This window comes from Bradyrhizobium sp. Arg237L, from assembly GCF_029990105.1.
GTDB lineage: Bacteria > Pseudomonadota > Alphaproteobacteria > Rhizobiales > Xanthobacteraceae > Bradyrhizobium.
Genome location: NZ_JAQMIL010000041.1, coordinates 44,628 through 69,193, shown reverse-complemented (window position 1 = coordinate 69,193; position 24,566 = coordinate 44,628). Strand labels below are relative to the sequence as shown.

Here is a 24,566-nt window from a genome sequence, read left to right as displayed (position 1 = left end):
TCGGGTCACCCCGACCGCGCCGCCGGTGAAAGGCCCCAAAAAAAGAGGGCCATGCCGGCATCAACAGGAGGGAACACATGAAAACGACGCGCGCGCGGCGCTACGCCGCGCTATTCGCCTGTGCCGGATTGGGTCTTGCGACCCCGGCCTTCGCCCAAGACAAAACTCAAGACAAGGCTCAGGACAAAACCGTCAAGATCGGCGTCTTGAACGACATGTCGAGCCTTTACGCCGACATCGGCGGCGCCAATTCGGTCGCCGCGGTCAACATGGCGGTCGAGGATTCCGGCCTGCGTAACAAGGGCTGGAAGATCGAGGTGCTGAGCGGCGATCACCAGAACAAGCCTGATGTCGGCGTCAACATCGCCCGGCAATGGATCGACAACGAGAAGGTCGACGTCATCGTCGATACGCCGAACTCGGGCGTCGCGCTCGCGGTCAGCAATCTCGTCAAGGAGAAGAACGCGGTGCTGCTCAACTCGGGTGCGGCCACCGCCGATCTCACCGGCAAGGCCTGCACGCCGAACACGATCTCCTACACCTACGACACCTACATGCTCGCCAACGGCACCGGCAAGGCGCTGACCAAGGCCGGCGGCGATAGCTGGTTCTTCCTGACCGCCGACTACGCCTTCGGCCATGCGCTGGAGCGCGACACCACCGCCGTCGTCCTCGCCAATGGCGGCAAGGTGCTGGGCAGCGTGAAGCACCCGCTCAACACGTCCGACTTCTCCTCCTTCCTGCTGCAGGCGCAATCGTCGAAGGCGAAGGTGGTCGGGCTCGCGAATGCCGGCGGCGACACCACCAACTCGATCAAGCAGGCGTCGGAATTCGGCATCGTCTCCGGCGGCCAGAAGCTCGCGGCACTCCTGCTCTTCATCACCGACGTGCATTCGCTCGGCCTGAAGACCGCGCAGGGACTGACGTTTACGGAATCCTTCTACTGGGATTTGAACGACAAGACCCGCGAATGGTCGAAGCGTTTCACCAAGGTGTCGCCGAAGGGCATGATGCCGTCGATGACGGTCGCCGGCAATTACGCGGCCGTGCTGCATTACCTGAAGGCGCTGGAGGCGATGGGCGGCAACACCCATGATGGCGCCAAGACCGTCGTCAAGATGAAGGAACTGCCGACCGACGATCCCCTGTTCGGCAAGGGCCCGCTGCGCATCGACGGCCGCCGCATCATCCCGGCCTATCTGTTCGAGGTGAAGAAGCCGGAAGAGTCCAAATATCCCTGGGACTACTACAAGCTGATCGCCACCATCCCGCCGGAAGACGCGGCCAAGCCGCTCGAAGCCAGCGAATGCCCGCTGGTGAAGAAGTAATGGCGTGATGCCTAGGGTGGGCAAAAGGCGCGAAGCGCCGTGCCCACCATCGCCTGCTGTGCTCGCGATGGTGGGCACGCTGCGCTTTGCCCACCCTACGAAGCCTGCGCTTTTCTCGCGAGTGTCAGCGACGCTACCAATAGCGCCAGCAGCAACAGTGCTGCCGCCAGGAAGAACGGCGCGCCCGGCAATTTGAACGGCGCGCTTGTGCCGATGAAATAGGCGAACGTCAGCGTGAACAGGAATGGTCCCACGAGCTGGGACACGCTCTGCACGCTGGTGGTGGCGCCCTGGAGCTGGCCCTGCTGATCCGGTGCAACAAGCTGCGTTATCAACGCCTGAAGCGCCGCGCCCGCGACACCCCATAGCGCCATCACGGGAATGCCGAACCAGGACAGCGCTCCGGTCGGCGCGCTCGCGAAAATCAGAAAGCCGATCGCGCCACAGGCGAGCCCGAACAGCAGCGCCCGCCGCTCGCCGAAACGCTTGACGATCGGGCCGATCGCCGCGCCCTGCACGATCATCTGGCAGAGGCCGACCAGCGCCAGCGTCGCGCCGACGGTCGCGGTGTCCCAGCCGTAGCGATAGGTCGCATAGAGCACGTAGGTCGAGGGCAGCACGACATGCGCGAGCTGGGCGAAGAAGTTCGCAAACGAGAGGCCCGCGAGCACGCGGTCCGAGCCCAGCAGATGCAGCGCGCCGATCGGATTGGCGCTCTTCCAGCGGAACGGCGAACGACGCTCTCGCGGCAGTGACTCCGGCAGGATCAGCAGGCCATAGAGTCCGTTGGCAAAGCTCAGGCCTGCCGCAACCCAGAACGGCAATCGCGGATCGAAGCCGCCGAGCAGACCGCCAAGCGCCGGCCCCAGGATGAAACCGGCGCCGAAGGCGACGCCGATCTTGCCGAACATCGTGGCGCGCTGCTCCGGTGCAGTGACATCGGTGATATAGGCAAAGGCGGTCGAGACGCTCGCCGAGGTGATGCCCGAAATCAGGCGGCCGATGAACAGCCAGATCAGCGACGGCGCCAGCGCCATCAGCAAATAGTCGGCGGCGAGGCCGAAGTTCGACAACAGCACCACCGGACGCCGCCCGAACCTGTCGGACAATCCGCCGAGGATCGGCGAGAAGAATAACTGCATTAGCGCCCAGGCGGTGCCGAACAGGCCGAAGATCCGCGCGGCACTCGCCGTATCATTGTCGACGAAACCCTCGATCAGTTTCGGCAGGATCGGAATGACGACGCCGAGCGCCAGCATGTCGAGCAGGACGGTGCCGAAGATGAAGATCGCGGCGCCGCTGCGCCTCGGCGGTGTGTCGAGGGTCGCGGCCGCCTCTTCGCTCACGACAACCGCTTGCGCTTATGGGCGAAGGGATTGGCCTTTTCACGCAGCGTGATGCGCACCGGCGTGCCCGGCAGGTCGAAGGTTTCGCGCAGCGAGTTGGTGAGATAGCGCAGATAGGACTGCGGCACGGCGTCGGCGCGCGAGCAGAACAGCACGAAGCTCGGCGGCCGCGCCTTGTTCTGGGTGATGTAGTTCAGCTTCAACCTGCGGCCGGAGACCGCGGGCGGCGGATTTGCGGCGACTGCCTGCTCGAACCAGCGATTGAGCGCGGCGGTGGGAACGCGCTTGTTCCAGGTGGCGTAGGCCTCCTCGATCGCCTTCATCAGCCGATCGACGCCCTCGCCCATCAGCCCGGACACCGCAACAACAGGCACGCCCTTCACCTGCGGCAGCCAATGATCGGCATCGGCGCGCAAGCCTGAGATCAGGTTCGGCTTGCGCTCGACCAGGTCCCATTTGTTGACCGCGAGCACGATCGCGCGGCCTTCGCGCTCGACCAGATCGGCGATGCGCAGGTCCTGCTCCTCGAACTTGTTCTGCGCGTCCATCATCAGCACGACGACTTCGGCAAAGCGCACCGCGCGCAGCGCATCCGCAACCGACAGCTTTTCCAGCTTCTCCTCGATCCGCGATCGCCGCCGCAGGCCCGCGGTATCGAACAGGCGGAAGTCGCGGCCCTGCCATTTGATTTCGACCGCGATGGAATCCCGCGTGGTGCCGGCTTCCGGGCTGGTCAAGAGCCGCTCCTCGCCGAGCAGATGATTGATCAGCGTCGACTTGCCGGCATTGGGGCGGCCGACAATGGCGACGCGGATCGGACGTTGGCTGACGTCCTCCTCGGTTTCCGGCGCTTCATCCTCGAGGTCTTCATCATCTTCGGCAGGCGCCGGCATCAGCACGCTCAGCGCGTCATAAAGTTCGCCCATGCCCTCGCCGTGCTCGGCGGAAATCTGCACCGGATCGCCCAGGCCCAGCGCGTAGGATTCCATCGCGCCGAGCTCGCCATGTTTGCCCTCGGCCTTGTTGGCGACAAGCACCACCGGCTTGTCGGCGCGGCGGGCGAAATCGGCGAAAGCGCGGTCGGTCGGCGTCAGACCCACCCGCGCGTCGATCACGAACATCAGCGCGTCGGCAAGGCCGATCGCGGTTTCGGTCTGCTCCTGCATGCGCGCGGTCAGCGAGCCCTTGGCGCCCTCGTCGAGACCGGCGGTGTCGATAATGGTGAATTCGAGATCGCCGAGCCGCGCCTGCCCCTCGCGGCGGTCGCGCGTTACGCCGGGCTCGTCATCCACCAGCGCGAGCTTCTGCCCGACCAGGCGGTTGAACAGCGTCGACTTTCCGACATTGGGCCGGCCGATGATGGCGATCGTGAAGGACATGGATCATCAAAGCGCTGTTGGGGTAAACGCGTGTAGGTCAATGGAGTCTAGCAGGAACTAGCGCGAAAAACTGCCGCTCGGCATTGGAGCTGGGAACGGCGCGGCGGATTGCTGCGTGGGCTGTGCTGGAGCCGGCTCCGCGGTCGGTTGGGCCGTCGTCTGATCGGGCGGCGGCGCAGTGGTGCGCTTGCGCGCCATCCTCTTTGCCTTCGGCTCCGGCGGCAGCGCAGCGGCCGCGCCCTCCTCGGACGGCGCGGCATTGGGATCGGCGGCGGCCGGCTCGGCTGCGGGCGCCGTGCTGGCGTTGGTCGCCCTGCCCTTGGCCGATCGCTTCGACTTCGCCTGCTCCGGCGGAGGCTGTGGCGGCGGAGCAGCGGCGGCGGCAGCCTGCGCGTTCTGCTCATCGATCTGCTGTTGCTGCGAGCCCTTGTAGAGCTCCTTCGGCACGCCCTGCTCCAGTCCCGGCACGCCATCCGGGAATACCGGCTTGCGGTCACCCGGCAGCTTCTTCTTGGTGTCGAGGAAGTCGAGCAGGTCCGACGGATCGAAATTGGACAGGCCGCCGCCCCCGCAGCCGGCCAGCACGCTGCAAAGCGCAATGGCGACAGCGGCTGCGATCAGACGTTGCGAGCGGCGCATGGGCAATCCCTCACTCAACTCGTTAGCCTCTCAATCAGCTCTTGGCGACAGGCGGCAAAAGCGCCTGCAGCGCCTCGGCGCGCGAGCGCAGGCTCGGCGGCGTCTCGGCATCGTTGACGATCAGGTCGAGCCACTGCCGCGCTGCGGCGGCGTCATTGGCGCGGTAAGCCGACAATGCCAGCAATTCGCGCGCGGTGTGACGGAAGGTCGAGTTCGCCGCCGTGGCGGGCTCGAGCCGCTGCAGCATGTTCTGGTAGGTCGCGGTTTCCAGCAGCAATTGCGCGGCCCGGATCCGCGCCAGATCCTGATCTGCCACACCGACGCTGCGGTCGGCGGCGATCTCGTCATACATCTTCGCGGCCGCCTGCGGGTCGCGGGGTGCGATTTCGGCAGCCAGCCGCAGTCGCGCCAGCACCCGGTAACCGGCCGGCGCCTTCGTAGCCAGGTCGGCGAAAGCGGCCTCCGCCTCGGCGCGCTTGTTCTGTTCGGAAAGCTCGACAGCCCGGTCGAAGGCAGCCCCCGCCTCGGCCGCCTTCTGGCCCTGGAGGTATTCGTAGCCGCGCCAGCCGCCCACGCCGGCGACGATCAGAATCGCCAGCGCAATGATGTAGAGCGAATACTTGTCCCACAGCTTCTTGAGCTGCTCGCGACGTAGTTCCTCGTCGACTTCACTAAATAATTCAGACACTTAAGGCTATCCCATCCCCGGAGGGCGAAGCAAAATGCCAAGGCGCCAGACGCGCCCGATCCCCACATCGCGGCGGCGTTACCTTAATGATATGGCGGTGGCAAGGCAAAGCGAGGCGGATCAAAGCGTTAACGGTGGAAGGCTGCCGGCCCCGGGAGGCAGATCGGCTACGGTGAAGGATTGAGCGCGGGTTGCGGCTGGTCGACGCTCGCCGCAGTTGTTCGCTTCAACGTTCCCCCGTGAAGGAGCTTGCCATCCGGCGCCGCAACCGCGATCAGTTCTGCGGCAAGGAAAGCGTGTCGATCGGGTTTGAATTGGAAACTGTGGTTGCCGCTTCCAAGATTGGCATTTTCGAGATCTTGTCGATAGCGGTCGGCCAGAACACTACCGACCAGTCTGCCGTCAAAATAGAGTTCCACGCGAAGCGGGATTTCGGGATGGTCGACGCACTGAGCCCAGCCAGCAATGGTGTGAGGCTCTATATGATCGACGTAACCTCGCAGCGTGCCACCCTTCAAGATATCCTGGATGCCGTCTTCGATCGCGGCGAGATCCTGCCGGCACAGATCACGTGATAGCGCGAGGCTGAACTGATCCGTGTCAAGCGCCCGAGAGAGCAGTTCCTTTCGGTGAGCCTTCATCTCCAACAGCGCCGTCACGTTCTTCAGTCTGACATAGGCGCCAACGACTTGCTGGATTCCCTGGTTCATCGCCTTGCGAAATCCTTTAAAAATCGTTGGGGAAATATGCCTTGGCTGCCAGGCCGGGTAAAGGTTGTCCTGACAGCCACGGCGCGTTCGCGGGGCAGCGATGTGATCGCGGTGGCGATGGAACCAATTGATCTCAGGTACCTGCGACAAGGGAGATTTGTCGTGACGCCGCAACATCTCTCCAAGGTCTATCGAGACTACATCACCTGCTTGAACGCGCAGGACTGGACCAATTTGGGACGGTTCGTCCACGATGACGTACGTCACAACGGCCGACAGATTGGATTGTCAGGCTATCGCGAGATGCTGGAAAATGACTTTCAGCAGATCCCGGACCTCTCGTTCAATATCCAGCTCTTGATCGCGGATCCGCCTTACGTGTCGAGCCGCCTGCTCTTCGACTGCAGGCCGAAAGGAGAATTTCTCGGGCTCAAGATCGACGGGAAACGAGTTTCGTTCGCCGAGAACGTTATTTACGAATTTCGAGAAGGTAAGATCGTGGAGGTTTGGTCGGTCATAGACAAGCCGGCCATCGAAGTTCAGCTTCGACGCTCGCAATGACGCCGTCGTCCCGGCCTTGCGCGCCGCGGCGAAGCCTTTGGCGTAGCCGGGAGCCGGGACGACGATAGCCAGCGTGCTCAGTCGCGTAGGGTGGGCAAAGCGCAGCGTGCCCACCATCAAGAGCGGTGCAGGAAGAGGTGGGCACGCTACGCTTTGCCCACCCTACAGCCCCGCCAGCGTTTCCCGTAACTGCCGCTTGATCACCTTGCCGTTGGCGTTGCGCGGCAGCGGGTCGCGTGTGATCGCCATTGTTTCCGGCACCTTGTAGTCGGACAGCCGCTCGGCGCACCAGGCACGCAAGACTTCCGCGCCAACCTCGTCGCGGGTCACCACCACCGCATGGACGCGCTCGCCCAGCACCGGACAGGGTTTTGCGATGATCGCGCTTTCGACGACGGCGGGATGTCCTGCCAGCACCGACTCGACCTCAGCCGAATAGATCTTCAGGCCGCCGCGGTTGATCATGTCCTTCTGGCGGTCGAACACGCGGACGAAATCGCGCTCGTCGATCGAGCCGAGATCGCCGGAATGCCAGAAGCCGGCGGTGAAGGTCTCCGTGGTCGCGTTCGGATTATTCCAGTAGCCCTTGATGACCGAGCCGCTTCGGATCCAGATCTCGCCGATCTCGCCGCGCGGCAGCTCGCGGTGATTGCCGTCCATCACGATGATCTCGGCGCCGGGGCATGGCAGGCCGACGCTGTCGATATGCGCAGCCGTCAATTCGCCGGGCATCAGGGTCGAGGGCGACGTGGTCTCGGTGGCGCCGTAGCAGTTCGCGAGCTTCAGTCCGGGTAATTTCGCGTCCAATCGCTCGATCGTCGCGACCGGCATCGGGGCGCCGCCGAAGCCGCCGATGCGCCAACTCGAGAGATCGTAGCTGTCGAAATCCGGCTGCAGCAGGCAGAGATTGTACATCGCCGGCACCATCACCGTGTAGGTGACGCGCTCGCGGGAGGCGACCTTCAGATATTCGGCCGCCTTGAACTCGGGCATGATGATCAACGCGCCGCCGCAGCGAGCCATGGTCGTGATATTGGCGACCGCGCCGGTGACATGCGCCAGCGGCACCGCCGCGATCGAGCGATCCGCCGCTGTGAGTTTCAGGGCGGACACGAACACCATCGAGGAATGGATGACGTTGCAATGCGCGAGCATCGCGCCTTTCGGCTTCCCCGTGGTGCCAGATGTGTAGAGGATCATCGCCGTATCCTCTTCGCCGACCATTGCTGGCGCCTCTGATGGCACATTGTCGCGCAGCGCTGCGAATTGCGATCCGCTGTCGTCGCTGACGGAAATCCGACGCTCCAGCGCGGGAACATCGGCCGCGTCGGGCACGCGCGCGGCAAGCGTCGCCTCGTGGATCAGGAGCTTCGCGCCACAGTCGCTCAAGACATAGGCGATCTCGGGCTTCTGCTGCCGCGTCGAGAGCAGCACCGTCACCAGGCCCGCATGCGCGGCGGCGAACATCGTCAGCACGAATTCGATGCGATTGCCGAGCAGCACCGCGACCCGATCGCCGGCGCGCAGACCGAGCTTCTGCAATCCGGCCGCGACCTGCGCGGACTGCTGCACGACCTCGCGCCAGTTCATTCGCCTGTCGCCACAGATCAGCGCCTCGCCGTCAGGGTTTCTGGCGGCGGCCTCCGATATCATCGCCCAGATGCTCTTCGGCCGCTCGCAAAACACCGGCACGACCCGGTCGCCGAAGCGCGCTTCGAGCCGCATGTCCGGAATCGAATGCCCTGACCAGTTCATCACCCTGTCCTACAGGTTTGCTTCACGTCTCCCGGAATGGCGGGAGGTGCTTCCTCACGCGCTGTCATTCCGGGGCACGCGTAAGCGTGAGCCCGGAATCCATTCCACCGCAGAGTTTGCCGCCCGATGGATTCCGGGCACGCGACTTCGTCGCGCCCCGGAATGACGACGGAGGGAACGCAACGTCCATCGCGGAGCAACTCGATCTGACTTCGCCAACCTCTAGCTCTTTTTCATGTCGTAGACATGCTCAGGCCCGGGGAATTTGCGCGCGCGGACGTCGGCGGCATAGCCCTCGATGGCCGCTTCGATCGAGGGTCCGAGATTGCCGTAGCGGCGGACGAATTTCGGGGTGCGCGGCGAAAGCCCGAGCATGTCCTCGAGCACGAGCACCTGGCCATCGCAGGCGGCGCTCGCACCGATGCCGATGGTGGGAATGGCGATCTCCTGCGTGATCTTGCGCGCGAGCGGCTCGGCCACCGCCTCGATCACGACCGAGAAGGCGCCGGCTTCCGCGATCGCCTTGGCGTCGTTCTCGATCGGCGCCCAGCCTTTCTCGTCGCGCCCCTGCGCACGGAACGAGCCTAGCGTGTTGATCGATTGCGGCGTCAGGCCAATATGGCCCATCACGGGAATGCCGCGCTCGGTCAGGAACGCTACCGTCTCGGCCATGCGGGCGCCGCCTTCGAGCTTCACCGCGCCGCACTCGGTCTCCTTCAAAATCCGCACCGCGGCATGAAACGCCTGCTCCTTTGACGCCTCATAGGAGCCGAACGGCATGTCCACCACGACAAGCGCGCGCTCGGAGCCGCGCATCACCGCGCGTCCCTGCAGGATCATCATCTCCAGCGTGACGGGCACGGTGGTCTCGAGCCCATGCATGACGTTGCCGAGGGAATCGCCGACCAGGATGACGTCGCAGTAGCGGTCGACCAGCGCCGCAGTATGCGCGTGATACGACGTCAGCATCACGATCGGCTCGCCGTTCTTGCGGGCGCGGATATCGGGTGCGGTCTTGCGCTTGATGGCTGATTGTACGGACATAGTTAAGCTCCAACGACGGGGACGCCAATCACGACCGGATGGAACGCGAAGGCCAGTGCGACATAGGCGACGACGCCGACCGCGACCGCGATCATATCATTGCCGGCACCGCCGACCGGAATCGGCGGGCCGCCGGCATCAGCGCGATGTTTCAGTGAGATGCGGTCGAACACCGCCCAGGCCAGGAACGAGCCGAACAGGATGATCGAGCCGAGATCGCCATTGGCGAGCAGATGTGCCGCCGCCCATAATTTGATGCCGGCGAGCATCGGATGCTTCAGCGTCGTGTAGATGCGGCCGCGGATGTAGGACGCAACCACCAGGATCACGGCCGGCAGCATCAGCGCGATGGTGATGTGCTTCAGGAATGTCGGCGGATACCAGACGTCGATCCAGCCCGTCGCGCGGTAACGGGCAAATCCCCAGATGATCAGCGCGAGCCCGACCGCGGAGACCACCGAATAGGCGATCTTGTAGCCGCCCTCGCCCATCGCATCGATGCAGCGCGCGCGCAAGCCGCGCTGGGTCGTGAGCGTGTGGACAGCGAAGAACAGGACCAGTCCCAGGATCATCACCAGCAGTCCCACGATGTCCCTCCCTCGGCGTGGTGCGTATTGGGCCTTCGGGTATCACTTTAGCGGCGTGGAGTGCAATGCGCCAAAAAATAGGCGAGCCCTTGGCATCGACCCTCCCCGCGGCATACGCGGGCTTGACCCGCGTATCCATCTTCCGCGCAGCGGACAATGATGATTCTTTCGACGGATGGATTGCCGGGTCAAGCCCGGCAATGACAGCGGTGAGGAAGTTACGGCTTCTCCGCCTGCTTGCCCAATTCACGATTGTCGACATAGCGGATCGCGATCGGGCGGCCGGCGAGCGCGCCGCCGAGGCCATTGCTGAATTTGAGTGGCAGGCAGCCCTTCAGCGATGCGTCGATCGCGTTCAGGTAGGTGGTGCGGGTATCTGCGGGAACGCCTGATGTGGCGAAGGTCATGCGCGGCGCTCCGATCATCTCGCCGGAGCGCTTGAAGCTGAAACGGACCGACATCTGCATGCCCCCGCGCGCGTCGTCGGCCGACGGCGGCGTCCAGCAGGAGCGCAGCGCCTGGAAGAGATCGCCGATGGTGTCGAGATCGTGATCGGGCTTCTTGTATTTCTCGGCCTGGTCCTGCGGCGGCACCGTCATGATCGTGAGCTGCAGGTTCTCGCCATAGGGGTAGTTCATCTCGGGGATGCACGGCCAAGTGCTTAACACGCCGCAATAGGACGGCGTGCAGGGTCCTTCCTCCAGCACGCTGCAGGGCGTATGCGCGAAAGGCACCGGGTTGATCTGGTGCCGCCGCCGCTCCGCGGCATGGCCCGCGGAAATTCCGAGGACGATGAGTGCGAGGCAGATCACGACGCGTCGCAGCATGAGACAAGCCCTTTGGATGCCGCCCCCAAGGAAATGAGGGCCGCTAGCGGCGTCATCAAGCTGGCGCGCGTTCACTTCCTTGCGTGCGCGGCGAGTTCCGCCCGCACCGCTGTCATCGCCCGACTTGATCGGGCGATCCAGTATTCCAGAGACGATTGTGCTTCACCGAGAGGCCGCCGCCTGGGTCCCCCGCCTTCGCGGGGGACGACGGCTGCAGCGAGACGCCCTCACCCCTTCCGCTTGACGTCCTTGACGTTGGAGAAGGTGATGCCCTCGGCGCGTTCCTGGGTGTAGCCGAGGTAGAATTCGTTCCTGGCCATGAACACGGGATCGCCGTCGACATCGTCGGCGATGGCGGAGTTGTTGGCGGCGACGAAAGTGTCCAGCTTTTTGCGGTCGTCGGAGGAGATCCAGCGCGCGAGCTGGAATTCCGACACCTCGAATTCCACCGGCAGCGAGTATTCGGCATCCAGCCGCGCCTTCAGCACGTCGAGCTGCAGCGGGCCGACCACGCCGACGAGAGCCGGAGCGCCGTCGCGCGGGCGGAACACCTGCACGACGCCCTCCTCCGACATCTGTTGCAAGGCTTCCTTCAGCTTCTTTGCCTTCATCGCGTCGGTGAGCCGCACGCGGCGGACGATTTCCGGCGCGAAGCTCGGCACGCCAACAAAGGTCAAATCCTCGCCTTCGGTGAGCGTATCGCCGATCCGCAGCGTACCGTGGTTGGGAATGCCGACGACGTCGCCGGCAAAGGCCTCGTCCGCCACCGAGCGGTCCTGGGCGAAGAAGAATTGCGGGCTGGACAGGCTCATGTTCTTGCCGGTGCGCACCAGCTTGGCCTTCATGCCGCGGCTGAGCTTGCCCGAGCAGAGCCGCGCGAACGCGATGCGGTCACGGTGGTTCGGATCCATGTTGGCCTGGATCTTGAAGACGAAGGCGCTCATGCGCGGCTCTGATGCCTCGACCTTGCGCAGATCGGAATCCTGCGCGCGCGGCGCCGGCGCGAATTGCCCGAGCCCTTCCAGGAGATCGCCGACGCCGAAATTGCGCAGCGCGCTGCCGAAATAGACCGGCGTCAGATGACCTTCGCGGAACGCATCGAGCTCGAACGGCTTGCAGGCTTCCGACACCAGCGCGAGTTCGTCCTTGATCTCGGTGACGTCGAGATTGGGATTGCGGCTGGCGAGATCGGCGATGTCGATCTGCTCGGCCTGCCCGGTCTTGGCGCCGCCGCCTTCGAGCAGGCGCACGCCACCGTTCCTGACGTCATAGGTGCCCATGAAATCGCGGCCGCGGCCGACCGGCCAGGTCATCGGCGTGGTGTCGAGCGCCAGCGTCTTCTCGATCTCGTCCAGGAGGTCGAAGGTGTCGCGGCTCTCGCGGTCCATCTTGTTGATGAAGGTGATGATCGGGATGTCGCGCAGGCGGCAAACCTCGAACAGTTTTCGCGTGCGCGCCTCGATGCCCTTTGCCGCGTCGATCACCATCACCGCGGAGTCGACGGCGGTCAGCGTGCGATAGGTGTCTTCCGAAAAGTCCTCGTGGCCCGGTGTGTCCAGGAGGTTGAACACGTGGTCCTGGAACTCGAAGGTCATCACCGAGGTGACCACCGAGATGCCACGCTCGCGCTCGATCTTCATCCAGTCGGAACGCGTGTTCCGCCGTTCGCCCTTGGCCTTGACCTGGCCGGCGAGATTGATGGCGCCGCCGAACAGCAGGAGCTTTTCGGTCAGCGTGGTCTTGCCGGCGTCCGGGTGGGAGATGATCGCAAACGTGCGCCGCCGCGCCACTTCATCGGCAAGCGGGGAACGAGACGGCGATTCGGCTGTCAGGGCAAGGTCGGACATGGCGGTGAGCGTTTGGCAGGGAAACTCGGGGCGATCAAGCCTATTTGGTGATTGCGGAGCGCGAAGGCCAGCCCCATATCGGGCCCGGGAAGGACGACCTTCCTGTTCACGACATCAGCCGCGGGGACGACCCTGCCCTATCAGGAGGGTCGTCATGGCCTGGACTATCTTGCTCATCGCCGGTCTGATGGAGATCGGCTGGGCGATCGGGCTCAAATATACCGAAGGTTTCACACGGCTCGTTCCATCGGTGCTGACGCTTCTGAGCATGGTCGGCAGCATTGTCCTGCTCGGGCTCGCGCTGAAGACGCTGCCGATCGGAACCGCCTATGCGGTGTGGACCGGCATCGGCGCGGTCGGAACGGCGATGCTCGGCATCATCCTGTTCGGCGAGCCAGCCACCGCGCTTCGGCTTTCGAGCATCGGGCTGATCGTGGCCGGCATTGTCGGCCTCAAGCTGGTCACCTGATCAGCGCAGCGCCAACACCACCCAATAGGTGACGGCCGCGACCGCGGCGGCGGCTGGAATGGTGATGACCCAGGCATAGACGATCGAACTTGCGACATTCCAGCGCACCGCCGAGACCCGGCGCGCCGCACCGACGCCGACGATGGCGCCGGTGATGGTGTGGGTGGTGGAAACGGGGACCCCGAGGAAGGTCGCCATGAACAGGGTCGCCGCCCCGCCGGTCTCCGCGCAAAAGCCCTGCATCGGCGTCAGCTTGGTGATGCGCAGCCCCATGGTGCGGACGATGCGCCAGCCACCCATCAGGGTGCCCAGCGCCATCGCGGCCTGGCAGGCCAGCACCACCCAGAACGGGATGCCGAACTCCTCGCCGAGATGTCCCTGCGAATAGAGCAGCACGCCGATGATGCCCATGGTCTTCTGCGCGTCATTGCCACCATGGCCGAGCGAATAGAGCGAGGCGGAGACGAATTGCAGGATGCGGAAGGCGCGGTCGACCGCGAACGGCGTCGAGCGCACCGACAGCCATGACACGATCGCGACCAGCACCAGTGCCAGCAGGAAGCCGATCAAAGGCGACAGCACGATCGCGAGCAGCGTCTTGGAGAGCCCGCTCCACACCGCCGCCGAGACCCCCGCCTTCGCCATGCCGCCGCCGACCAGGCCGCCGATCAGCGCATGCGAGCTCGACGAGGGAATGCCGAGCGCCCAGGTGATCACGTTCCAAACGATGGCGCCGACCAGCGCGGCGAAGATCACGGTGGCATCGACGACCTCCGGCTCGATGATCCCGGTGCCGATGGTGTTGGCGACGTGCAGTCCGAATACGGTGAACGCGACGAAGTTGAAGAACGCCGCCCAGAACACCGCGAAATGCGGCCGCAGCACGCGGGTCGAGACGATGGTCGCGATCGAATTCGCGGCGTCATGCAGGCCGTTCAGGAAATCGAACAGCAGGGCGACCGCGATCAGGATCACCAGGACCGGAAGACCAAGCGTGGCGTCCACGTAAACTGCCCTACACTTGCTCAATCACGATCGAGTTGATCTCGTTGGCGACGTCGTCGAAGCGGTCGGCGACTTTTTCGAGGTGATCGTAGATCTCGGCGCCGACGATGAAATCCATCGTGTTGGCGTCGCGGTGCTTGAGGTAAAGCTCCTTCAGCCCGATGTCGTGGAGATCATCGACCCGGCCCTCGAGCTTGGTGAGCTCCTCCGTGATCTGCGTCAGCATCGAGACGTTGCTGCCGATCGACTGCAAGAGCGGCAGCGCGCGCCCGACCAGATTGGCGCATTCCACGATCAGTGTCCCCATCTCGCGCATCGGCGGCTCGAACGCGCGCACCTCGAACAGCACCACCGCCTTGGCGGTCTGCTGCATCTGGTCGACGGCATCGTCCATGGAAGTGATCAGGTTCTTGATGTCGCCGCGGTCGAACGGGGTGATGAAGGTGCGGCGGACGGCGGTCAGAACCTCGCGGGTGATGTTGTCGGCGTCATTCTCGAACTGGTTGACGCGCTGGCAGTGGACGGGCGTCTCGTCCCCACCCTTCAGCACATCCCGCAGCGCCATCGCGCACTGGACGGAGGTCTTGGCATGCCGGGCGAACAGGTCGAAAAACCGCTCCTCCTTGGGCAAAAAGGCTCGAAACCAGCGTAGCATAGGTCATATCCATCGTGCCGGACGGCCACTCCGTAACCTGTCACAAAACTGTCATAGAACATTTTGTGCAGGAACGGCCAGCGCTCCGCCGCCGGAACCCGGTCATCCACCGCTTTGTGAAAGGGTCCCCGACGCCTTCGAGGGCCCAACGCAGCAGGATTGCGTTGGGCTCCAATCGAGCCACGCGATCGGTGCCGTAGCCCGGGTGAAGCGCCAGCGTAACCCGGGGCCGCTGGTAAACGCGGACGCAGATGTCCCGGGTTACGCTGGCGCTTCACCCGGGCTACGATGCGTAGCAAGCCCTACAGCGACCGCCTGAGCAAACGCGCGACCTCGCCGATGATGCCGCGGCGGAAGGTCAGCACGCAGGCGACGAAGATGACGCCCTGGATCACGGTCACCCACTGGCCGTAACCAGCCAGATATTGCTGCATGGCGATGATGATGAAGGCGCCGACCACGGGACCGAAAACGGTGCCGAGGCCGCCGACCAGCGTCATCAGCACGATCTCGCCGGACATCGACCAATGCACGTCGGTCAGCGAGGCGTTCTGGGCCACGAACACCTTGAGCGAGCCGGCAAAGCCCGCCAGCGTGCCAGACAGGATGAAGGCAAGCAGCTTGTACTGGTCGGTCTTGTAGCCGAGCGAGATCGCGCGCGGCTCATTCTCGCGGATCGACTTCAGCACCTCGCCGAAGGGCGAGTTGATGGTGCGGTAGATCAGGAGGAAGCCGCCGAGGAAGCCGCCGAGCACGACGTAATAAAGCACCGTCGGCTTGGCGAGGTTGAAGACGCCGAACAGAAAGCCCTGCGGAATGCCCTGGATGCCGTCTTCGCCATGGGTGAACGGCGCCTGCAGGTAGATGAAGTAGAGGAGCTGGGACAGCGCCAGCGTGATCATCGAGAAGTAGATGCCCTGGCGGCGGATCGAGATGTAGCCGGTGATGACGGCAAGCCCGCAGGCCGCGGCCGTGCCGATGATGATGCCGAGCTCCGGCGGCAGCGCCCACACCTTCAGCGCATGCGCCGAGACGTAGCCGGCGGTGCCTAGGAACATCGCGTGGCCGAACGACAGCAGGCCGCCATAGCCGACCAGCAGGTTGAAGGCGCAGGCGAGCAGCGCGAAGCACAGCGCCTGCATCACGAAGAACGGATAGATGCCGGTGAGCGGCACGATGGCCAGCAGCACGGCCATTATGCCGAAAGCGACCATCTCGTCGCGCATCGCGCGCGGCGGGACCGGCAGGGTATCGTCGGTGAGTGCTGACATATCAGGCCGCCCGTCCGGTCAGTCCCGTCGGCTTCACAAGCAGGACCAGCACCATCAGGACGAACACGACGGTGTTGGAAGCCTCGGGATAAAAATACTTGGTCAGTCCCTCGATCACGCCGAGCGCGAAACCGGTGATGATCGATCCCATGATCGATCCCATGCCGCCGATCACCACCACCGCGAACACGACGATGATGAGGTCGGCGCCCATCAGCGGGCGGACCTGGTTGATCGGCGCCGACAGCACGCCTGCGAGCGCCGCAAGCCCGACGCCGAGGCCGTAGGTGAGCGTGATCATCCTGGGCACGTTAATGCCGAAGGCACGTACCAGCGTCGGATTTTCGGTCGCGGCGCGCAGATAGGCGCCAAGCTGCGTCTTCTCGATCAGGAACCAGGTGGCCAGGCATACCACCAGCGAGAACACGACCACCCAGCCGCGATAGACGGGCAGAAACATGAAGCCGAGATTCATGCCGCCGCGGAGCGCGTCAGGAATCTGGTACGGCAGGCCGGAGGAGCCGAAATAGTTCTGGAAGATGCCCTGGATGATCAGCGCGATGCCGAAGGTCAGCAGCAGGCCATAGACATGGTCGAGGCCCGACAGCCATTGCAGCATGGTCCGCTCCAGGAACATGCCGAAAATGCCGACCACGATGGGCGCGATGATCAGCGCCCACCAATAGCCGAGGCCGGCGATGTTGAGCAGGAAGTAGGCGCAGAAGGCGCCCATCATGTAGACCGCGCCATGGGCGAAATTGATGATGTTGAGCATGCCAAAAATCACGGCAAGCCCGAGGCTGAGCAGCGCGTAAAACGAGCCGTTGATCAGTCCCACCAGTAGCTGTGCGTAGAGAGCCTGCATCGCGTTGGCCTTCGCCCCCCTCCCCCCAAATGGAGCCCGCCGGCTTCACCGCCGGCGGGCGATGATAGTTACTTCTTGAGCAGCGCGCACTTGCTTTCGGAAAGCGGCGTGAACGCCTGGTCGGCCGGAACGGTGGCGACCAGCTTGTAGAAATCCCACGGCCCCTTGGATTCGGAGGGCTTCTTCACCTCGAACAGGTAGGCCGGATGGATGGCGCGGCCGTTCGGCTGGATCTCGCCCTTGCCGAACAGATCATCCTCGGTCGGGATCGACTTCATCTTCTCCACGACCTTGGCGCCGTCATGCGGATTGCCGCCGAGCGCTTCGAGCGCCTTGAAATAGTGACGCAGCCCCGCATAGACGCCGGCCTGGACCATGGACGGCATGGCGTGTCCCTTCGACCGCTCCGAGAACCGCTTGGAGAAAGCCCGGGTCTGGTCATTCATGTCCCAGTAGAAGGTCTCGGTGAAGTTCAGGCCCTGCGCGACATCGAGCCCCATCGCCTTGACGTCGGTGAGGAACAACAGCAGCGCCGCCAGCTTCTGGCCGCCGGAAACGATGCCGAACTCAGCGGCCTGCTTGATCGAGTTGGTGGTGTCGCCGCCCGCATTCGCAAGGCCGATGATCTTGGCCTTCGACGATTGCGCCTGCAGCAGGAAGGACGAGAAGTCCGAGGTGTTGAGCGGATGCTTGACGCTGCCGAGCACCTTGCCGCCATTGGCGGTGATGACGGCGGTCGTGTCGCGCTCCAGCGCGGCGCCGAAGGCGTAGTCGGCGGTGAGGAAGAACCAGGTGTCGCCGCCGGACTTCACCAGCGCCTGTCCGGTGGAATGCGCCAGCATGTAGGTGTCGTAGGTCCAGTGCACCGTGTTCGGCGTGCACTGGGCGTTGGTCAGGTCCGAAGTCGCCGCGCCGGAGTTGATGTAGACGCCGTTCTTCTCCTTGACGACGTTGTTGACGGCGAGCGCCACGCCGGAATTCGGTACGTCGACGATGATGTCGACCTTGTCGACGTCGAACCACTGCCGCGCGATGGTCGAGCCGATGTCGGGCTTGTTCTGGTGATCGCCGGAAATGACGTCGATCTTCCACCCCTTGGCGAGAAGCCCGGAGTCCTCAACCGCCATCTGCGCCGCGAGCGTCGAGCCGGGCCCGCCGAGATCTGAATAAAGCCCGGACTGGTCGGAGAGCGCACCGATCTTCGCGGTCTTGTCCTGGGCAAGCGCGAGGCCAACCGAGGCGAACGTCAGGGCGGTGCCAAGCAGCAACGCCGAAATCCTGTTCTTCATATGATTGTGGTCCCTCTTGCTTTTCTTGATGTCGGCAATTCAGACGCCGAGATAGGTGTGGAGCTTGTCCATGTTGGCGGAGAGCTCCGAATTGGCAAAACCGTCGATCACCTTGCCGTGCTCGACAATGTAATAGCGGTCAGCGACCGTCGATGCGAAACGGAAATTCTGCTCGACCAGCAGAATGGTAAAGCCCTCCGATTTGAGCCGCGCAATGGTATGGCCGATCTGCTGGATGATGACCGGCGCAAGCCCCTCGGTCGGTTCATCCAGCATCAGGAAACGTGCGCCGGTGCGCAGGATGCGCGCAATCGCCAGCATCTGCTGCTCGCCGCCGGACAGCTTGGTGCCCTGGCTGGAGAGACGCTCCTTCAGGTTCGGAAACAGATCGAAGATCTGGTCGAGCGACAGGCCCCCGGGGCGCACGGTCGGCGGCAGCAGCAGGTTTTCGCGCACATCCAGGCTTGCGAAAATGCCGCGCTCCTCCGGGCAGAAAGCGATGCCCTTCCGTGCGATCCTGTCGGAGGACGCGCGGATGATCTCCTGGTTCTCGAAGCGGATCGAACCGGAGCGCTTGCCGATGATTCCCATCACCGATTTCAGCGTGGTCGTCTTGCCGGCGCCGTTGCGCCCGAGCAGCGTCACCACCTCGCCGGCATTCACATGAAAATTGATGCCGTGAAGGATGTGGGATTCGCCATACCAGGCCTGGAGGTCCTGCACGGCCAACACCTTCGCGTCCGCACGTTTTGCGGCCGGAGCTTCAGCCATTTTCAGCTCAGGCATGACCGGCTCCCAGATAGGCTTCCTTCACGCGCTCGTCCTTGGAGAGGTCGGCATAATGGCCCTCCGCGAGCACCTGCCCTCGCGTCAACACGGTGATGATGTCGGAAAGATTCGCCACCACCGAGAGGTTATGTTCGACCATCAGGATGGTGTATTTCGCGGAAATGCGCTTGATCAAGGCGGCGATCTTGTCGATGTCCTCATGGCCCATGCCGGCCATCGGCTCGTCCAGCAACATCATCTCCGGGTCGAGCGCGATCGTCGTTGCAATCTCAAGGGCGCGCTTGCGGCCATAAGGCATCTCGACGGCGGGAATGTTGGCGAACTCGCTCAAGCCGACATCGTCAAGCAGTTCCAGCGCGCGGGCATTATAGCGGTCGAGCACGCTTTTCGAGCGCCAGAAATCGAAGGAATTGCCGTGTTGGCGCTGCAAAGCGACGCGGACATTCTCCAGTGCCGTCAGATGCGGAAAAACCGCCGAGATCTGAAACGAGCGCACCAATCCGAGACGCGCGACATCGGCCGGCGGCATCGCGGTGATGTCCTGCCCTTTATATGCAATCCGGCCGGCGGACGGCTTTAGGAATTTTGTCAGGAGGTTGAAGCATGTCGTCTTGCCGGCCCCGTTGGGCCCGATCAACGCATGGATGCTGCCGCGACGCACTTTCAACGCGACGTCGCGAACGGCGAAGAAACCCGCGAATTCCTTGGTCAATCCGTGGGTCTCGAGAATGAACTCGTCGGCCAAACAATTTCCCCCTCGGCCTCACCGCGATTGCGCGCGCGGCCAAATTTTTTCCTGATCCGGCTGGTTTTCCGCGAACCCGGAAACCCATCCCGGACCGCCGCCCCCGGCGGCGGAATATGCCGATGCAACATGGGTTAGGCAAGGCGGAAAGCTGAGCACCGAGGACGCACCCCTCATCGGTTCCGTCTTCTCCAATAGTCGAATTGCAGCCGCCCCCGGTTTGCCGCTTCGGAAAGCCGCCATTAACGGTATTTTGCCGCGCAGCCAAGCCTTCATAGAATATTTCCGCGTCCAGCCGATGCTCTGGCCATCTGGTCCCGGGACGGATTTTCGACCTTGGAATTCGAGAGCACCAATTCATCGATCGTGAAATCGATCCGGCAGCGCGATCTGCTGAACGCCTGGCTCAGGCTGTATGCCCGTAACCGGTCGACGCCACGCGTCGACGAGTACGAGCCGGAGCGACTAGAGGAAGAGAGGCTCGACCTTGTCCACTACACGGTCGAGGCTGAATGTCAGCCGCCGCGATTGACGATCCGGAGCGAGGGCACGCGGATGGCGCATGCCTACGGCCACACCGGAAAGGGCCGCGCTCTCGACGACTATCTGGGCCCGCGCCTCGCGCCGATCGTATTGCCAGTCTACCACGAGTGCATCGCGCGCGGCCTGCCGGTCTACACGATCGCCCATATCGACGACATCTATGGACGACCAGTCGCCTATGAGCGGCTGCTCCTGCCGTTTGGCGAAGACGGCCGGATCACGCGTATCATCGCCTCGCTCAAGACGATCTGCGAAGACGGCCATTTCGAGATCAAGCATCTGATGCGCGGCGGCGATAAGCTGCCGGTGCCAAAGCTGTGCGCGGTCATCGATCGCGATCTCTTCCATCGCACCCCCGGCCGCCTCACAGCCGCCGACGTGCTCGAATTCGACTAGGGCATGTCCTCATAAACGCCCGGCGTCTGCTTTGAGGCGCAAACCGGAAAACGTTCGCTCGGTCTGAACCTCACCGCTTCTGCCCCATTGCGGACCTCGGAATACTGGCCGATGATCCGGGCATGATAAGCCGTCAACCTATACTCATAGTCTTCGGCGGCCTTCCGGGCACCGGGAAGACGACAGTTTCTCGCGAGCTGACAAGACGTCTCGCGGCTACATATCTTCGTATCGACGCTATCGAGCAGACCTTGCAGGAGGCAGGCCAAACGGTCGGCACGATGGGTTACGTCGTAGCCAACGCACTGGCGGCTGAAAATCTTGAGCTCGGCCGCATCGTTATAGCAGACTGCGTAAATCCAGTCCTCGCAAGCCGCGTCGGATGGCGACAGACCGCCTTGCAAAGATCGGCACCCATCGCTGAGATCGAAGTAGTTTGCAGCGACTTGGTTTTGCACCGGCAACGGGTGGAAGGCCGCACCTCAGACATCAGTGGCCTCAGGTTGCCAACGTGGGACGAAATAGTGAACCGGTACTATGAACCGTGGGATCGAGAGCATCTGGTGCTCGATACCGCCGATGGTTCATTCGATCATTTGCTCGAACGGGCGGAGTCGTATGTTCGCGCCAAGATCGGCTAGTCCGCTTGTGGCACAACGCAGCGATCCCGGATTGTCCGCTTCCGCGCTGCTGTCGGGAGCTAAGCAGATGTGAGCCCCGAGAGGTCTCGTTGCTTTTTGAGTACACGCCCTACTGCCCGCCGGCCAATTGCCTCAGATGCCCGTCTACGCGGCGCAGGAACAGTTTCACCATCAGTACTTGTCATTGCCCCGAGGACTTATCTGGCTCACTTCCGTGAAAGCCGATCTGCCTTGGTCGCCATAGCATTTCCTTGTTGGTCGTAATACTTCGGCATCTCGTTAGGATCGATCGCGTCCTCACTTCTCTGTCCGAGAAAGTAGAATCCGCTCGCCGCGTCGGCGACGGTGCGTCCCCCGCTAACGTTGTCGAGAAATCGAATCCAGAAGAATGGCAGCGAGATCAACCGGGACAACTTATCTCCTGCACCGAGCGCACGGGAGAAGTACCGGATCGACCAGACGAGTGCCACACCCGCACCGCTGGTCGGTCCGGCGCTGATCTCCGAGAACCGCCTGAACAGCCAACGATGTCCGCTCTGCGTAAACCGTGAAAAATCGTAGGCGCGTTCGTGGACTTGCTGCATGAACGGTGTTTCCGCGTAAACCAAGCCGTCAGGCCGCAGCACGCGATGAATTTCAGCAACGACCGTTGCGGGCTCCAGGACGTGCTCGAGCACTGCCTGAATCCAAACGCCGTCGAATACCCCATCATCGAAGGGCAGCTTATGGGCATCAGCAACCAAGCTGGTGTAAGGAGATGCGAAGACATCAGTTCCGAGCAGCTCGATGGAAGTGGCGTTGTAGAGCTCGTCTGCACCCGAGCCGATCGTTCCGCCGCCGACGACCAGGACGTTGGCCCGGTCGCGACGTTGCTTCAGAAGTTCCACGAACTTTGCGCAATTTGACGCGGCGACTGGGTTCTTGCCAAAGCCGAACCGATGAAGCCGCGAGCCAAGCGAGCGGCGGGTCAGGTCGCGAGCGAGCGCAGATCCGTTCTCGGCGCGATACATCTTGCGATCGAAAATACTCGTCGCAAAATCGATTAAGACCGGCTGCCCTCCTGCGACCGGAAAACCTGCCGCGCTATATTCGCAGGCTGCGTTCGAGCACGCTGGGTCAGTGTCCAGATTTCGCAATTTCGACGAGCACCGCGGACAGCGAACGTGGTGTTTCCAGCGCGCAGTGTCTGCAGGCTCCCTGGCACCTTCGGTTATAGTGGAATGCAACGAAACCCTCTCGAGGTTAGCCAAACGTCAGCATGCAGCTCAGTTGCTTCGACCTATCTGCTAACACCTGAGCTCAATTTCGGCAAAACGAGTATTGCTGTTTATCGCGGCCATGTCCGGCACGCGACAAATTCTTCGGCCGGAAAGTGCTGAAGCCTCAAAACATGTTCCATGACGAAGGCCGATCGCGTTCTGGTGCAAGTTGCTCGGACGAGCTACGACCGCAATCTTGCCCAACAACAGGACCTTGTTTAGGCATATTCTTGGCGGAGATTTGCCATCTGGAATAGCGATTTTTAAATGGGGGCATTAAATGGGTCGACGATTATGATTGCTCCGAAGAGTTTTCGCTTCTTCCTGAAATACGCATTAACTGATCCGTTGCGGCTGACCGACATGATCCGGCGTAGGGCGCTCGAGCAGGTCAAAGCAGCGCCAACTGGTATCGCAAGAACGCATTTTAATGGCGTGCAGTATGAAATAGACATGTCGCTGCATCGCTTGATGGCGAAGTATTTTTTTCAGACCCATGAGATGTTTCTTGAACGGATCTTCAGGCACTTCTTGAGTCCTGGAACGACCTTCATTGATATCGGCGCTAACTGCGGTTACTGGTCTGCTTATGCACTGTCGCTAGTGGGTCAGACCGGGGAAGTGCACGCATTTGAGCCGGTACCTCAGTATTTCGCCTTTATCCAACGTCTCGCCGAACTCAATCCGGACTATCAGATTATCGCCAATCAGACCGCTTGCGGCGCTCTCCGCGGAAACTCCATGATGGCCGTCGTTGCGCCGCGCCCGGAGAATTTCGACAACTATGATACGAACATCGGATCGAGTTCACTTGCCGCCGGTTTTCTCGATCACGCGCAGGAGCTCACCGAGAACATCAGCGTCGGTGTCATCGCTCTGGATGATTATGTGCGCGAACGGAAGATTGATCTCGATCGAGTAAGTCTGATCAAGATCGACGTCGAAGGGTTTGAATCGGCGGTATTTGACGGGATGCAGGCGGTACTGGCAAAGGACGGCCGCAAAGTCCCGCTTCTCTGTGAAATTCTCACAGACCTAAACCGTTCCCAGCCGCTCGATGGTCGGCTGATCATCGAGCGGCTCGAAGATTACGGATACCGCTGCCTTGATGCGACGCATTTGCGGCGGATCAACCGTCGCGCCCTCGGCTTTGAAGAGAACATTCTTTGTGTGTAATGCTCACCATGGAGAATGTGCCGCAGCTAGACTGCGCTGTAGAGCCCCCCGCTGTACTACTGCGGTGATTGATCCCGCTACTGCGTCTTCTGACGCGGATCGTCCTTTGGATTGATGTAGTTGATGCTCCACGGACCGGTGCTGTTGAGCTGAATGACTGTGTCTTCGTCGGCGAAGAAAGAGTGCGCCGAACCAGGGGACAGCGCAAAGAAACTGCCCGCGGGAAGAACCTGAGCCTTGTCGTGATCGGCCGCGGTTCCCATCCCCAAGCGCGCTGTCCCTGAGACCACGGTGACGATCTCCGGCTTGGGATGGGTGTGCGGAGCAACATGATAACCCCTCGGCACCTTCAGCCGAAACGCAAACAGGCCTTCCTTGCTCGGGTCGCCGTAAAGCACCGCCGCCTGCGCTCCGGCTGGAACGGAGGGAGGCGCCGGTCCCCACTTGATGTCCTGGGGCGAGACCACATTGTGCTCGCCCGTCTCCTGACCAACGGCGCTGCCAGCCACCAGCGCTCCTAGTCCGATCGCCGTCATCGCTGCAATGTTGAGAAGGATATGCCTGCTCATTGTGACTCCTCCATTAGCTTGATCACCTCCGCGCGCGAATCCGCGCGTTATGGATGGTAGAAATCAGCGGCAAGATGGTTTGCCGAGATGGCGGTGCGCGCTTACGGCAGTGTCCCTGCCCATTCGCCCCACACAGAATTTCGGCGCGGTCCGTCTCCAGCGCAGCCGCTTACAATCTACTCT

Annotated in this window: 25 protein-coding genes; 6 read left to right on the top strand and 19 right to left on the bottom strand. The window is 62.7% G+C overall.

The features are described 5' to 3' along the window. The first annotated feature begins 77 nt into the window (after window positions 1-77). Window positions 78-1,328: an ABC transporter substrate-binding protein gene (locus OZ411_RS24035; protein ID WP_282529934.1), complete on the top strand. Its 1,251-nt coding sequence runs from the start codon at window positions 78-80 to the stop codon at window positions 1,326-1,328. 95 nt (window positions 1,329-1,423) lie between these two features. Here OZ411_RS24035 and OZ411_RS24030 read toward each other — a convergent pair whose 3' ends face one another. The 5 genes from OZ411_RS24030 to OZ411_RS24010 form a co-directional block, all read right to left on the bottom strand. Next, a complete protein-coding gene (locus tag OZ411_RS24030; protein WP_282529933.1) occupies window positions 1,424-2,674 on the bottom strand; it encodes a TCR/Tet family MFS transporter in 1,251 nt (416 codons plus the stop codon). Continuing rightward, window positions 2,671-4,053, bottom strand: a complete 1,383-nt coding sequence (der, locus tag OZ411_RS24025; RefSeq protein ID WP_282529932.1) for a ribosome biogenesis GTPase Der — start codon at window positions 4,051-4,053, stop codon at window positions 2,671-2,673. The genes OZ411_RS24030 and der overlap by 4 nt, the downstream gene beginning before the upstream one ends. Window positions 4,054-4,110: 57 nt before the next feature. After that, window positions 4,111-4,692, bottom strand: a complete 582-nt coding sequence (locus tag OZ411_RS24020) for a hypothetical protein (protein ID WP_282529931.1) — start codon at window positions 4,690-4,692, stop codon at window positions 4,111-4,113. A gap of 34 nt (window positions 4,693-4,726) precedes the next feature. After that, the gene (locus OZ411_RS24015) at window positions 4,727-5,380 is read right to left on the bottom strand and encodes a tetratricopeptide repeat protein (RefSeq protein ID WP_130584257.1); all 654 of its coding nucleotides are present in this window, start codon (window positions 5,378-5,380) and stop codon (window positions 4,727-4,729) included. Window positions 5,381-5,547: 167 nt separating this feature from the next. Beyond that, window positions 5,548-6,264: a hypothetical protein gene (locus OZ411_RS24010; protein WP_282529930.1), complete on the bottom strand. Its 717-nt coding sequence runs from the start codon at window positions 6,262-6,264 to the stop codon at window positions 5,548-5,550. Here OZ411_RS24010 and OZ411_RS24005 point away from each other — a divergent pair. Next, window positions 6,253-6,651: an ester cyclase gene (locus OZ411_RS24005; RefSeq protein WP_282529929.1), complete on the top strand. Its 399-nt coding sequence runs from the start codon at window positions 6,253-6,255 to the stop codon at window positions 6,649-6,651. The two genes, OZ411_RS24010 and OZ411_RS24005, sit on opposite strands and share 12 nt — an antisense overlap. A 162-nt stretch (window positions 6,652-6,813) precedes the next feature. Here OZ411_RS24005 and OZ411_RS24000 read toward each other — a convergent pair whose 3' ends face one another. From OZ411_RS24000 to OZ411_RS23980, 5 genes are all read right to left on the bottom strand, one after another. Further along, window positions 6,814-8,406, bottom strand: a complete 1,593-nt coding sequence (locus OZ411_RS24000; RefSeq protein WP_282529928.1) for a class I adenylate-forming enzyme family protein — start codon at window positions 8,404-8,406, stop codon at window positions 6,814-6,816. Between the two features lie 222 nt (window positions 8,407-8,628). Next, window positions 8,629-9,450, bottom strand: coding sequence for a 3-methyl-2-oxobutanoate hydroxymethyltransferase (panB, locus tag OZ411_RS23995; protein ID WP_130582305.1), 822 nt, complete (start codon window positions 9,448-9,450; stop codon window positions 8,629-8,631). Window positions 9,451-9,452: 2 nt separating this feature from the next. Further along, window positions 9,453-10,037 (bottom strand): NnrU family protein, encoded by a 585-nt coding sequence (locus tag OZ411_RS23990; protein ID WP_282529927.1) that lies wholly within the window; start codon window positions 10,035-10,037, stop codon window positions 9,453-9,455. Between the two features lie 218 nt (window positions 10,038-10,255). After that, window positions 10,256-10,864, bottom strand: a complete 609-nt coding sequence (locus OZ411_RS23985; protein WP_282529926.1) for a hypothetical protein — start codon at window positions 10,862-10,864, stop codon at window positions 10,256-10,258. Window positions 10,865-11,091: 227 nt separating this feature from the next. Continuing rightward, window positions 11,092-12,711 (bottom strand): peptide chain release factor 3, encoded by a 1,620-nt coding sequence (locus OZ411_RS23980; RefSeq protein WP_282529925.1) that lies wholly within the window; start codon window positions 12,709-12,711, stop codon window positions 11,092-11,094. A 154-nt stretch (window positions 12,712-12,865) separates the two neighbouring features. Here OZ411_RS23980 and sugE point away from each other — a divergent pair, with 154 nt between their 5' ends. Further along, window positions 12,866-13,180 carry a quaternary ammonium compound efflux SMR transporter SugE gene (gene sugE, locus OZ411_RS23975; protein ID WP_282529924.1) on the top strand — a complete coding sequence of 105 codons (315 nt, stop codon included), beginning with the start codon at window positions 12,866-12,868 and terminating at the stop codon, window positions 13,178-13,180. Here sugE and OZ411_RS23970 read toward each other — a convergent pair whose 3' ends face one another. The 7 genes from OZ411_RS23970 to OZ411_RS23940 form a co-directional block, all read right to left on the bottom strand. After that, window positions 13,181-14,185, bottom strand: a complete 1,005-nt coding sequence (locus OZ411_RS23970; protein ID WP_282529923.1) for an inorganic phosphate transporter — start codon at window positions 14,183-14,185, stop codon at window positions 13,181-13,183. A 10-nt stretch (window positions 14,186-14,195) separates the two neighbouring features. Continuing rightward, complete coding sequence (locus OZ411_RS23965) at window positions 14,196-14,840, bottom strand: DUF47 domain-containing protein (RefSeq protein WP_282529922.1); 645 nt, start codon at window positions 14,838-14,840, stop codon at window positions 14,196-14,198. Between the two features lie 302 nt (window positions 14,841-15,142). Next, window positions 15,143-16,111 carry a branched-chain amino acid ABC transporter permease gene (locus tag OZ411_RS23960; protein ID WP_282529921.1) on the bottom strand — a complete coding sequence of 323 codons (969 nt, stop codon included), beginning with the start codon at window positions 16,109-16,111 and terminating at the stop codon, window positions 15,143-15,145. A gap of 1 nt (window position 16,112) precedes the next feature. Further along, window positions 16,113-16,976 (bottom strand): branched-chain amino acid ABC transporter permease, encoded by an 864-nt coding sequence (locus tag OZ411_RS23955; RefSeq protein WP_282529920.1) that lies wholly within the window; start codon window positions 16,974-16,976, stop codon window positions 16,113-16,115. A gap of 68 nt (window positions 16,977-17,044) precedes the next feature. After that, on the bottom strand, window positions 17,045-18,265 hold the full coding sequence (locus OZ411_RS23950; RefSeq protein ID WP_130582314.1) for an ABC transporter substrate-binding protein: 1,221 nt from the start codon (window positions 18,263-18,265) through the stop codon (window positions 17,045-17,047). Window positions 18,266-18,304: 39 nt separating this feature from the next. Next, window positions 18,305-19,051 carry an ABC transporter ATP-binding protein gene (locus OZ411_RS23945; protein WP_282529919.1) on the bottom strand — a complete coding sequence of 249 codons (747 nt, stop codon included), beginning with the start codon at window positions 19,049-19,051 and terminating at the stop codon, window positions 18,305-18,307. Further along, window positions 19,044-19,799 (bottom strand): ABC transporter ATP-binding protein, encoded by a 756-nt coding sequence (locus OZ411_RS23940; protein WP_028166030.1) that lies wholly within the window; start codon window positions 19,797-19,799, stop codon window positions 19,044-19,046. The genes OZ411_RS23945 and OZ411_RS23940 overlap by 8 nt, the downstream gene beginning before the upstream one ends. A 336-nt stretch (window positions 19,800-20,135) precedes the next feature. On the opposite strand from OZ411_RS23940, the gene OZ411_RS23935 reads away from it, so the two are divergent. After that, the gene (locus OZ411_RS23935; protein WP_130584359.1) at window positions 20,136-20,738 is read left to right on the top strand and encodes a PAS domain-containing protein; all 603 of its coding nucleotides are present in this window, start codon (window positions 20,136-20,138) and stop codon (window positions 20,736-20,738) included. 122 nt (window positions 20,739-20,860) lie between these two features. Next, window positions 20,861-21,379: an AAA family ATPase gene (locus OZ411_RS23930; protein ID WP_130584360.1), complete on the top strand. Its 519-nt coding sequence runs from the start codon at window positions 20,861-20,863 to the stop codon at window positions 21,377-21,379. Window positions 21,380-21,585: 206 nt separating this feature from the next. Here the strand turns inward: OZ411_RS23930 and OZ411_RS23925 are convergent, their stop codons facing one another. Next, on the bottom strand, window positions 21,586-22,515 hold the full coding sequence (locus tag OZ411_RS23925; protein ID WP_245476827.1) for a class I SAM-dependent methyltransferase: 930 nt from the start codon (window positions 22,513-22,515) through the stop codon (window positions 21,586-21,588). Window positions 22,516-22,932: 417 nt separating this feature from the next. Here OZ411_RS23925 and OZ411_RS23920 point away from each other — a divergent pair, with 417 nt between their 5' ends. Beyond that, window positions 22,933-23,814 carry an FkbM family methyltransferase gene (locus tag OZ411_RS23920; protein ID WP_282529918.1) on the top strand — a complete coding sequence of 294 codons (882 nt, stop codon included), beginning with the start codon at window positions 22,933-22,935 and terminating at the stop codon, window positions 23,812-23,814. 77 nt (window positions 23,815-23,891) lie between these two features. On the opposite strand, the gene OZ411_RS23915 is transcribed toward OZ411_RS23920, so the two are convergent. Beyond that, complete coding sequence (locus tag OZ411_RS23915) at window positions 23,892-24,383, bottom strand: cupin domain-containing protein (protein ID WP_282529917.1); 492 nt, start codon at window positions 24,381-24,383, stop codon at window positions 23,892-23,894. Window positions 24,384-24,566 lie beyond the last annotated feature (183 nt).

Bases quoted from the DNA above. Each gene is read 5' to 3' on its own strand.
- OZ411_RS23920 (WP_282529918.1), top strand. From the start codon at position 22,933: ATGATTGCTCCGAAGAGTTTTCGCTTCTTCCTGAAATACGCATTAACT.
- OZ411_RS24035 (WP_282529934.1), top strand. From the start codon at position 78: ATGAAAACGACGCGCGCGCGGCGCTACGCCGCGCTATTCGCCTGTGCC.
- sugE (WP_282529924.1), top strand. From the start codon at position 12,866: ATGGCCTGGACTATCTTGCTCATCGCCGGTCTGATGGAGATCGGCTGG.
- OZ411_RS23985 (WP_282529926.1), bottom strand. From the start codon at position 10,864: ATGCTGCGACGCGTCGTGATCTGCCTCGCACTCATCGTCCTCGGAATT.
- der (WP_282529932.1), bottom strand. From the start codon at position 4,053: ATGTCCTTCACGATCGCCATCATCGGCCGGCCCAATGTCGGAAAGTCG.
- OZ411_RS24020 (WP_282529931.1), bottom strand. From the start codon at position 4,692: ATGCGCCGCTCGCAACGTCTGATCGCAGCCGCTGTCGCCATTGCGCTT.
- OZ411_RS24000 (WP_282529928.1), bottom strand. From the start codon at position 8,406: ATGAACTGGTCAGGGCATTCGATTCCGGACATGCGGCTCGAAGCGCGC.
- OZ411_RS23955 (WP_282529920.1), bottom strand. From the start codon at position 16,976: ATGCAGGCTCTCTACGCACAGCTACTGGTGGGACTGATCAACGGCTCG.
- OZ411_RS23965 (WP_282529922.1), bottom strand. From the start codon at position 14,840: ATGCTACGCTGGTTTCGAGCCTTTTTGCCCAAGGAGGAGCGGTTTTTC.
- OZ411_RS23945 (WP_282529919.1), bottom strand. From the start codon at position 19,051: ATGCCTGAGCTGAAAATGGCTGAAGCTCCGGCCGCAAAACGTGCGGAC.
- panB (WP_130582305.1), bottom strand. From the start codon at position 9,450: ATGTCCGTACAATCAGCCATCAAGCGCAAGACCGCACCCGATATCCGC.
- OZ411_RS23930 (WP_130584360.1), top strand. From the start codon at position 20,861: ATGATAAGCCGTCAACCTATACTCATAGTCTTCGGCGGCCTTCCGGGC.
- OZ411_RS23960 (WP_282529921.1), bottom strand. From the start codon at position 16,111: ATGTCAGCACTCACCGACGATACCCTGCCGGTCCCGCCGCGCGCGATG.
- OZ411_RS23950 (WP_130582314.1), bottom strand. From the start codon at position 18,265: ATGAAGAACAGGATTTCGGCGTTGCTGCTTGGCACCGCCCTGACGTTC.
- OZ411_RS23915 (WP_282529917.1), bottom strand. From the start codon at position 24,383: ATGAGCAGGCATATCCTTCTCAACATTGCAGCGATGACGGCGATCGGA.
- OZ411_RS23980 (WP_282529925.1), bottom strand. From the start codon at position 12,711: ATGTCCGACCTTGCCCTGACAGCCGAATCGCCGTCTCGTTCCCCGCTT.